A 10,040-nucleotide genomic window follows, 5' to 3' on the forward strand; every position below is an offset into this window, starting at 1 on the left:
CAGGCATTTCTGGTCGAGTCTGTGACAAGCGTAGAAACACTCAAGTCCATGGCGGTTGAACCGCAGATGCAGCGCCGCTGGGAAGAGCAGCTTGCCGGCTACGTCACTGCGAGCTTCCGCGTCACCAGTCTGGGCAATGTCGCCAGCCAGGGCGTTCAGCTCGTTAGCAAACTGGCTACCGCATTGACGCTTTACTTCGGCGCCCGCCTGGTGATCGAGGGAAGTCTCAGCGTGGGAGAGCTGGTCGCCTTCAATATGCTATCAGGCAGGGTCAGCCAGCCCGTGTTGCGACTGGCCCAGATCTGGCAGGATTTTCATCAGGCCCGGCTGTCGGTCGCCAGATTGGGCGATATTTTGAATACGCCTCCCGAGCAAACCTATAACGCCTCGAGATCGACCCTTCCGGCCGTGATCGGCTCTGTCAGGTTCGAGCATGTAACGTTCCGCTATCGCGTCGACGGCCCCGAAGTCTTGCACAATATTGATTTCGACGTGCCCGCTGGACAGATCGTTGGGATAGTCGGTCCATCAGGATCGGGGAAGAGTACAGTCGCCAAGCTCGTTCAGCGTCTTTACGTTCCAGAGAGTGGAAAAGTCCTTGTCGATGGCATCGACCTCGCCGTGGTCGATCCGGCCTGGCTGCGACGACAAATCGGCGTGGTGCTGCAGGAGAACGTCCTGTTCAACGCATCGGTTCGTGCGAACATTGCGCTGGCTGATCCAGCCATGTCGATGGAAAGGGTCATTGCAGCCGCAACCCTTGCTGGCGCCCATGATTTCATCCTGGAGCTGCCAGAAGGCTATGACACGATTGTGGGCGAGCGCGGCAGCAGCCTGTCCGGAGGCCAGCGCCAGCGGATTGCGATTGCCCGCGCGCTGGTTGGGAATCCGAGGATACTGATTTTTGACGAGGCAACCAGCTCACTTGACTACGAGAGCGAACAGACCATCCAGATCAACATGCGGAAGATCGTCGAAGGACGCACGGCGCTGATCATCGCCCACCGTCTTTCGACGGTGCGCCGCGCAAACCGCATCATCACCATCGAACGCGGTCGTATTGTGGAGGACGGAACCCACGACGAGTTAGTTCGCTCCGGTGGCCGTTACGCCATGCTCTATCGACTTCAGGCAGGTATCCATGAAGTCGGCTAACAAGATCATTTCATTTCCAAAAGCAAAGGTTCGTGCGAGCGCGGAGGAAACCGCATTTCTGCCGGCCGCGCTGGAGATCGTCGAAACTCCGGCTTCTCCCGCTGGCAGGGCCGTCGCCGTGACGATCATCGCAATATTTTGCTTTGCATTGACCTGGGCGGCTCTCGGACAAATTGACATCGTCGCGTCAGCGCCAGGCAAGATAATTCCATCAGAAGGCACCAAGGTCGTCCAGCCCTTCGAAATTGGGATGGTTCGGGCCATTCATGTTCGCGACGGGCAAACGGTCAAAGCGGGAGACGTTCTGATCGAGCTGAATCCCAGAATTAATGAATCCGAGCGCGACCACCTGCAGGCGGATCTCACCGCCGCGCAGCTCGAAATCGCCCGCCTGCGTGCAGGTCTGTCGAACCTTGAAAATCCCCTCGAGGCATTCCATCCACCCGCCGGTGCGCCGCCCGATCAGGTGGCCTTGCAGCAAAACTATTTGATGAAGCAGATCGCAGAATACCAGGCCAAAATCGCCGCCCTAGAACGACAGCGCGACCAGAAGGAGGCGGAGCGGGCCACAATTCAAGCCACAATTGATAAGCTCTCGACGCTCATTCCAATCATTCAGCAAAGGGTCGACATCCGCAAAGCTTCGTCAGATCGGGAATATACCTCCAAATTTCAGTATCTCGAGATTGTGCAATTAATGGTTGAGCAGCAGCGAGAGCTGGTCGTGCAGAAAAGTCATCTTCGCGAGGCGGATGCGAGCGTGGCTGCGCTGGCAGAGGCCCGAAGGCAGGCTGTGGCGGAGTTCGACCGTACGTTGTTCGGTCAACTCGCCGAGGCCGAGCGTAAGGCTGACGGGCTTATTCATGATGTCGCCAGGAGCCAGCAGAAGATCAACGCACAATATTTGACGGCGCCGATCGCCGGGACGGTTCAGCAGCTTGCGATCCATACCGTCGGCGGCGTGGTGACGCCCGCACAGGTCCTTTTGGCATTGGTGCCCTCTGACGGTCGCCTTGAAATTGAGGCAATGATCTCCAACCGTGACGTCGGGTTCGTTCAGCGTGGGCAACGCGCTGAGATCAAGGTCGATACGTTCAATTTCACCAAATACGGGCTTCTCCACGGCGATGTCTTGAGCGTGTCGCACGATGCGATCGTCCGCAACAAACCGGTTGATCGGGCGAACGAAAAATCTCCGGGTGCCGATAGCACGTCGAGCGAACCAAAGGATCAGGACCTAAGCTTCGCCGCGCGAGTTTCACTGGATCGTTCCCAAATGCAAATTGATGACAAATTGATCAACCTGACGCCCGGAATGGCCGTCACGGTCGAAATTAAGACCGGATCACGGAGTGTTCTAAGCTATCTCCTGTCGCCGCTTATTAGGTACGGGCATGACGGCTTACGAGAGCGCTGATTAGAGGGCCGTGACCTAAGCCAGGACGCCGAAGAAATTGCGCAACACAAACTATTGGCGGCATCTTTATACTTTAGGGGGCGGCAATTGAACGTCAGGCGGCCTAGCTAGGTGTGGAGCCTCAGCAGGTTGTCCTCGGTCAAACCGAGCCTGCTGATCGGCGTTTGAGATTTTATACCACCGTGGGGTCGGTGCCAGTTGTGTTGGTGCAGCCAGATCGGCAACTCTTGGCCCGATGTTGGATAGGCTCTGGCATAAGCCCATTCCCTAAGTGCGTCTGGATGAAGCGCTCGGCCTTTCGGTTCGTTTGAGCACGGCGACGAAGCGCCCTAGAAAGACGATCTTGCCGCCGTGCCGCAGAAAGAGGTGCTCCTCTAGGTCGAGCTTGCGCTCGTCCAGCCCCACCCAAAGGCTCCATTTAAGCACCGCCTCCTCATCGCTCTTTCAACGCGCGCCCCGCCTGATCCCGCAGCGGCTTGAGCAGGTAGGATAACGCGGTCCGACCTGCCGTCTTGATGAAGACCTCGACCGGCATGCCGGGCAGTAGCTTGGCCGACCCGAGTTTTGCCAGCTCTTCCGGCTTCAGCAGGACGCGACCCGTGTAGTAGCTCGTTCCGGCGCGCTGATCCTGCGTAATGTCTGCCGAGACCATGCTGACCTCCCCGTCGATTTCGGGCGTGGTCTTCTGGTTGAACGCTGCGAAGCGCATTGTCGCGGTCTGCCCCACATAGACCTGGTCGATATCGCGGGGTGCGATCTTGACCTCGACCGCAAGGGAGTCCGCATCAGGCACGATCAGCATGATTTGCTCGCCGGGAGAGATGACGCCTCCAACCGTGTGGACGCTGAGCTCATGGACGCGACCGGATTGTGGTGCCCTGATATCGATCCGATTCAATTGATCGACCGCCGCAGTTTTGCGCTCGCTCAGCTCGGAGAGTTTCGAGCGCGTTTCGATCAGGTCCTTGCCGACTTCCGTCCGCAGGTCCTGGTCGATCTGGATGATCTGGAGTCCGATCTCCGAAATCTTGCCCTTCGACTGAGCAATCATCCCTGCGAGCTGGCTGCGCTCGCCTTCGAGGCGGGCGGCGTCGCGCTCGAGGGAATTGAGCCGCGTGATCGGCACCAGATTTTTTTGCCAGAGACTGCGCACGCCTTCCAGCTCCTGGCGGATGAATTCGACTTCCTTCTGCTTGGCCTCGGTCTGCCCCGTATAGCCCTTGATCTCGTTTTCCAGCTGCGCGCTTTTCTCCTGCAACTGCGCTTTCTGGCCGCTCCTTGCCTGACGACGCAGGTCGAACAGCTTCCGCTCCGCGGTGATTGCACGATTCGCCTCGGAGTTGTTCTCCTTGGCCCGGTCGAGCAGCACCTTGGGAAACACGACCTGCTCGGCGCCATCGCGCTCGGCCTCGAGACGAGCCTGCCGCGCGAACAGCTCATCGATGCTGTTGGTGACGATTGTCGCATTGGCGAGCGTCTGGGTCTCGTCGAGGCGGATCAAAATGTCCCCTGCGTTGACCCGGTCGCCCTCGCGCACGCGCAACTCTCCCACGATCCCGCCCGTGGAGTGCTGGACTTTCTTGACGCTCGAGTCCACCACGATCACGCCTTGGGCGATCACTGCGCCCGACAATTGGGTCGTTGTCGCCCAGCCGCCGACCCCAAAGGTCACCAAGGCGAACATGATCATACCAACGATCATGTAACGCTGGATGGACTGCATTGCCGATGCCACCTGGCCGTTCATCGGCCGCCTCCTTGAGCTTCCGCCACGACCTTGAGTGGTACGGGATTCCGCAACACCGTCTTCAGAACCTCTTCTCTCCTGCCGAAGGACTGGACCCTGCCTTCCCCCAGGCACAAGACGTGGTCCACACCTTCCAGCGCCTTCGGACGATGCGCGACGACGGCGACAATCCCGCCGCGGCGGCGCACATTCAGGATCGCCTCGGTCAAGGCCTCCTCGCCCTCGGCGTCGAGATTGGAAGAGGGCTCATCGAGCACGACCAGGAAGGGCTTGCCGTAGAAGGCGCGCGCGAGCCCGATACGCTGCCGCTGTCCCGCCGACAGCGCCAGCCCTCCCTCGCCGATCTTCGTGCTGTAGCCGTCCGGAAGGGAGAGGATGAGGTCGTGCGCGCCTGCGGCATGCGAGGCTTCCAGAACTGCGGCGGCCGTTGCCTGCGGGTCGAACCGTGCAATGTTCATCGCAATACTGCCGTCGAACAATTCGACGTCCTGGGGCAGATACCCGATGTGCTTGCCGAGGGCGTCCGAAGACCAGTGATCGAGCGCGGCGTTGTCGAGCCGGATCCTGCCTCGAATGCACGGCCACACCCCCACCAGCGCACGCGCCAATGTCGATTTGCCGGATCCGCTCGGACCAATGATTCCAACCGCCTGCCCTCTCCGCAACTGGAACGACACTTCACTGAGGGTCGGCCTCTCGGAGTTTGGAGCGCCGATATAGAGGTGCTCGACCGTGAGGGTTTCAACAGGCGGAGGCAATGCCAACCGCTCCTCCTCGCCAGGCAGAAGCTTCAGCAACCGATCGAGCCGTTGCCCGGATTGCCGTGCGGCGACGAATCCTTTCCAGTTCGCGATGGCCATTTCGACGGGCGCCAATGCCCGCGCGGTGAGGATCGATCCCGCAATGATGATACCCGCCGTCGATTCCTGATTGATGACGAGAACGGCGCCAACGGCGAGAACCAGCGATTGCAGGATCGTCCGGAAAATCTTGGAGGCGCCGCCGAGTCCGTTTGCGACATCGCTGGCTCGCTCATGGGCCGCGAGGTACTTTGCGTTGACGTCCCGCCAACGTAAGGCGGCCTGTTGCCGCATCCCCATGGCCTGCAGAACTTCGGCATTTCGGCGCCCCTCGAGCGCAAGGGCCGTTCGCGAGACCGCAAGACGCGAGGTCGCCTTTGCCGGGCCTCGTGTGCGTGTTTCCGTGAGCATCGTAATACCGACTAGCACCAGCGCGCCGGCCAGCGCAGTAACGCCAATCCAGAAGTGAAAGAGGAAGCAGACGCCGAGATAGATGGGCATCCAGGGCAGATCGAAGAGCGCCGTCGGTCCTCCGCTCGACAGGAAGCTGCGGACCTGATCAAGGTCCCGCACCGGCTGCAAGCCATCGCCATCAGCTCTGGTCTTCAAGGGCAAGCGGACGAGCGCATCGAATATGCGAACGCTGAGACTTTCATCGAAATACCGGCCGACCCGGGCGCTGATCCTGCTCCTGACGAGGTCGAGCCCGCCCTGGAATAGGTAAAGAACCGTGGCGAGAACCATCAAGGCGATCAGCGTCGGTATGCTGCGCCCGGGCAGCACCCGGTCATAGACTTGCAGCATGAAAAACGATCCGGTGAGCATAAGGAGATTGCTCATCCCGCTGAAGGCCGCGAGAGCCCAGAAAATCCGGCGGCACGACCGCAGGAAAGCCGACATCTCCGACTGCGGCTCGTCATAGTCCTCCGCCGGCCTGAATCGACCAGCGAAAATCCGTTGCCGAAGCGCTTCGACCGGGCGCCTTGCCCAGCCGATCAGTCGCGGCGTCCGCAGTTCGGTGTCATTCGCCCACTGTCGTCCGGCCGACCATAGTCCCGACAAATGCATAAGTGGGATTCGATAAAGATTCGCAAGCGGGGGGATCACCCCCCGCCGTCCAAAGTCAGTCATGGCACCCGCCCTTGAAACATGCCTCGGAAGATCCCCCAAGAGATCCCCGAGGCAGTTGTTGACTACTACTCTGTGTGGTTGGCCCGTCCCCTACGCGAAGTGGAAGTCGTGGCTGTTCAACGCATCGAGCTTGGTATGCTTCAGCGTGAGCGTGTCGCTTCCGGTGGCGATGACGACGTCGTGGCCAGACTGGGCCGCGTGGGAGAGAACGCTCGCAAAGCTGTCGAACACGCCCTTGCTGAACTGGACCGTGTCGTGGGCAGGTCCACCGGCAGCGAAGTCCTTGATGACGTCCTGGCCGAAGTTCGACGCAAACACGAAGGTGTCCGCACCCGCTTTGCCCACCATGATGTCGTTGCCCGTGGTGCCAGTCAGCGTATTGCTGTGGCTCGTGCCGATGATCGCCTCGCCCGAGCTGGTCCCGACCACGTGGCCGGTCGTGTCGACCTGCTCCGCAGTGAAGGCGTGGGACTTGCCCGACAGGTCGGAGGTGTGGAAGCTCCACTTGCCGTCGCCTCCCGCCGTGACCGAACCGGCCGCGGTGGTGCCGTCAGACAGCTTGATCTGGCTGTTGGGATCGGCAGTGCCCTTGATCGTTGCGGTGTGATCCCAATGCTGGCGCACATTGGTGACTTCCACCGTCGAGGTGCCGGTGGCGCCATGCGAGCCAATCGGGGGATCGATCGGCTGCGACAAGGCGCTGGCGTTGCCAGCAGCGTCGGTGGCAGTCGCAGTGAAGGTGTGGGGCCCGTGCTTGAGATTCGGGGTCGTCACGCTCCAGTCGCCGTCGCTTGCGACCGTCGCCGTGCCAAGCAGAGTCGTGCCCTCATAGAGCTTGATCGAGCTCCCCGCTTCCGCCGTTCCGGACACCGTTGCGCGGTTATGCGAGGTCGGATCGCTCAACAGAACCGGGGCGTCCGGGGCCGCAGTATCCACCGTCACGTCCAGCGCAGTCGATGCCTTGCTGCTGACGCCAGAGACCGTGTCCGTCGCAGTGAAGCTGTGCTTGCCGTCGGGCAGCGCAGCAGTCGAGTAGTGCCACGCTCCATTGGCATCCGCCGTGACGATGCCGAGCTGGGTCGTGCCGTCGAGCACCTTGACAGTGCTGTTGGCAGCTGCACTTCCCGCCAGGTTCAGCATCTTGTCGCTGGTGATGTGGTCACCGACAACACCGCTGTCCGTCGAGAAAGAGGCGATTTTCGGTGCGGCGGGCGCAGTGGTGCCCGTGCCCGAGGTACCCGTGACCGACGTGCCCGAGCCCGAGGTACCTGAGCCTGAGGTACCTGTACCCGAGGTACCCGTACCGGACGTGCCCGAACCGGTCGTGCCCGACGTTCCAGAACCAACGACCGGATCTACGGCCGTTGACGCAGCACTGACGTTACCCGCAACGTCAGTCGCCTTCGCCGTCAGCACGTGCGAACCGGACACCAGAGCAGACGTCGTGACGCTCCACGCGCCGCTCGAGTTGGTTGTCGCCGTCCCGACCTGCGTCGTTCCGTCATACACCTTGATCGTGCTGTTCGTTTCGGCAGTTCCTGTCACCACCGCCTGATTGGCGCTGTTGACTGTATCGCCGGTAATGGCCGGCGCAGCTGGTGCTTTGGTATCGACTGTAACCGCCAGCGCAGAGGACGCTGCGCTGGTCTGCCCCGATGAGTTGGTGGCGGTCGCCGTCAGCGTATGCTTTGCGTCGGTCAGGACCTGGGTGATGTAGTCCCAAGTCCCAGTTGAACTCGCAGTAGCCGTACCGATCTTGGTCGAACCGTCGTAGATCGTGACCGTGCTGTTGGCCGCAGCGGTACCCTTGAGGTCGACAGTATTGTCGTTCGTGATGCCATCGCCGGCGACGCCGCTGTCGGACGAGAACGAGGCGATGACCGGCGCCGCCGGAGTGGTCGAACTGGTCGAACCGGAGGTCGTCGTAGAGCTCGACGAAGTCGACGTCGGCGCATTGGAATCCTGCGCGACTTCGCCGGTCGCCATGTTCACGTTGTGAACAAAGCTGGTGTTCGAATAGGAGTCGTCCGGCCCAACTGCCGGATAGTTGAAGCCGAACGCTTTGGTCACGTCATAGTAATTGTCGTGCGTGGAGAAGTTACTCGTCAGATTGGCGGGATCGGTACCCGGACCGGATACGGACATCCAATAGCTGACGCTGCCGATCAGGGTGTTGCCGGCAAACTCGCCCGATCTTGTGTTATCGGCGATGAACCCCTGGGTAATGCCGCCATCCTGGACCGTCGTGTTGTACAGAATGTGGGTCGAATCAATGGTCGGCCCATAAACTTGGAGATAGTCACCGTGGGTGTCTGGGCCGCCCATGCCAGCCTGTTGCAGCAGGTTGTATTGAATCGTGATGTCGCCGCCGTCCTGACCATGGCGGCCGATCAGGTCGGAGTTGGAATTCTTCAGCCACGAATGTTCGATCGTGAGGCCGGGCCCTTCCATCTCGACAAGGAATTCGGCATGACCACCGCCGCTCAGGCCATCAATAGTGCAATTGCCTATATACAGATTGGAGGAGGTTTGAGAGCCGGAAATGACACTGTTTTGCGGACCTCCTGGATTTAGACCATTGAAGTTCGAGTTGATCAGGCTGGTGTTCGCTGCCGTGGTCACGACGGCCCAGCCGCCGAAATCATAACCATCGAGTGTGACGTTGCTGCCCGTCACCGTGATGCTCTTTTGAGCTACGTCGACCGACACGCCTGCCATCGACATCGTCGCAGGATCCTTGAGCGTCAGTCCGTCTGGTACCCCCACGTGATAGTCTACGCCCGCAACACTCCATGCCGGCCGGTTCGCACCATAAGCGTCCAGCAAGCTTGGAAGCTGCGCCGATCCAACCGGCGCGTTCGCGGAGCCGTCGTTAACTGCCATTACCTGTTCTCCTGATTTTGATGCCCATCAGCATGCACTCCACCCCGAAAGGGCGTTCCCCGAGCGACATGCTTTTCATTTTCTTCTTGTTGGGCCAACCATCACACGATGATCGACCGGACGGTGTATTGCTTGGATGGCGCGGGCTTTTTTGGGACCACAACTAGGCTGTGCTGGGGTGATGTTTAGCTCGGATGCGCCACATTCACTCGGCTACAAAGCAAAATTCCGAAAAATTCCCAGACGATTGCATCGTTAATCATTTTATTAGAAACCACAAAGAGTATTCCTGCCAAGCGCGACTAATTCTGTGGAATAGTCACCATTTCTCATTACGACCCGAGATTTATCGCGACGCGCAGAGTCAGCGAGTAAATATTTTATTTTCATACTTACGTTTAATCAGAAGCGAACAATAAATATTGTGGCGAAGCCAAACGAATCTCCATCGCATATCGTGTGCAGTTCGCATTTTGTCGTAGTAGATCCTATGGGGTGGCAGGTGGACAGGGGTAAAGTTGAGTTACGACCACCCAGAGGATCAACGATGCGCACTGATCACCCTGACGCATCCGCCGGATGCGAGTATGCCACGTTTTACGTTGCTTTCGACTGAGCAAAGCGAAGTGGCGGCTGGGGATAATGCCACCTGGCGCCGAGAAGATGAGCCGTTACCGGATTGATGGCGGCGACATGGCGGCACTGTCGGCCCTGCTGTCGCGGGCTCGAGCCAAGGCGGAGCAGCTGGTAAGCCGGTTCGGATTTTGTCCTGCTACGAGGCGGGCTCGACGGTCACTAGCTGCACCGCTGCACCGGGCGCAGCAACCGGATCAATCGCCTAGCCAAGCACGTGCAATCGCAGTGAGGGGTCTGGCTTTCCGGTCCTTCCCAATGCTCCGTCTATCAG

Annotated in this window: 5 protein-coding genes and 1 pseudogene; 2 read left to right on the plus strand and 4 right to left on the minus strand. The window is 59.9% G+C overall.

Annotation, left to right across the window (positions count from 1 at the left end):
• Together FXV83_RS42125 and FXV83_RS42130 are read left to right on the plus strand one after the other, a co-directional pair.
• The coding region (locus tag FXV83_RS42125; RefSeq protein WP_148745870.1) for an ATP-binding cassette domain-containing protein at window positions 1-1,155 on the plus strand (1,155 nt) is incomplete at its 5' end.
• The gene (locus FXV83_RS42130; protein ID WP_148745871.1) at window positions 1,142-2,572 is read left to right on the plus strand and encodes an HlyD family type I secretion periplasmic adaptor subunit; all 1,431 of its coding nucleotides are present in this window, start codon (window positions 1,142-1,144) and stop codon (window positions 2,570-2,572) included. The genes FXV83_RS42125 and FXV83_RS42130, both read left to right, overlap by 14 nt.
• A 107-nt stretch (window positions 2,573-2,679) precedes the next feature.
• On the opposite strand, the pseudogene FXV83_RS42135 reads toward FXV83_RS42130, so the two are convergent.
• The 4 genes and pseudogenes from FXV83_RS42135 to FXV83_RS42150 form a co-directional block, all read right to left on the minus strand.
• A pseudogene (locus tag FXV83_RS42135) lies at window positions 2,680-2,882 on the minus strand (integrase core domain-containing protein); the annotation flags it as partial.
• 123 nt (window positions 2,883-3,005) lie between these two features.
• Complete coding sequence (locus tag FXV83_RS42140; RefSeq protein WP_148745872.1) at window positions 3,006-4,319, minus strand: HlyD family type I secretion periplasmic adaptor subunit; 1,314 nt, start codon at window positions 4,317-4,319, stop codon at window positions 3,006-3,008.
• Window positions 4,316-6,019 carry a type I secretion system permease/ATPase gene (locus tag FXV83_RS42145; protein WP_187436557.1) on the minus strand — a complete coding sequence of 568 codons (1,704 nt, stop codon included), beginning with the start codon at window positions 6,017-6,019 and terminating at the stop codon, window positions 4,316-4,318. The genes FXV83_RS42140 and FXV83_RS42145 overlap by 4 nt, the downstream gene beginning before the upstream one ends.
• Before the next feature lie 321 nt (window positions 6,020-6,340).
• Window positions 6,341-9,133: an Ig-like domain-containing protein gene (locus FXV83_RS42150; protein ID WP_148745873.1), complete on the minus strand. Its 2,793-nt coding sequence runs from the start codon at window positions 9,131-9,133 to the stop codon at window positions 6,341-6,343.
• Between the last annotated feature and the right edge of the window lie 907 nt (window positions 9,134-10,040).

Origin of the sequence: Bradyrhizobium hipponense, from assembly GCF_008123965.1 — a bacterium.
Lineage (GTDB): Bacteria > Pseudomonadota > Alphaproteobacteria > Rhizobiales > Xanthobacteraceae > Bradyrhizobium > Bradyrhizobium hipponense.

Bases quoted from the DNA above. Each gene is read 5' to 3' on its own strand.
- FXV83_RS42150 (WP_148745873.1), bottom strand. From the start codon at position 9,133: ATGGCAGTTAACGACGGCTCCGCGAACGCGCCGGTTGGATCGGCGCAG.
- FXV83_RS42140 (WP_148745872.1), bottom strand. From the start codon at position 4,319: ATGAACGGCCAGGTGGCATCGGCAATGCAGTCCATCCAGCGTTACATG.
- FXV83_RS42130 (WP_148745871.1), top strand. From the start codon at position 1,142: ATGAAGTCGGCTAACAAGATCATTTCATTTCCAAAAGCAAAGGTTCGT.
- FXV83_RS42145 (WP_187436557.1), bottom strand. From the start codon at position 6,019: ATGTCGGCTTTCCTGCGGTCGTGCCGCCGGATTTTCTGGGCTCTCGCG.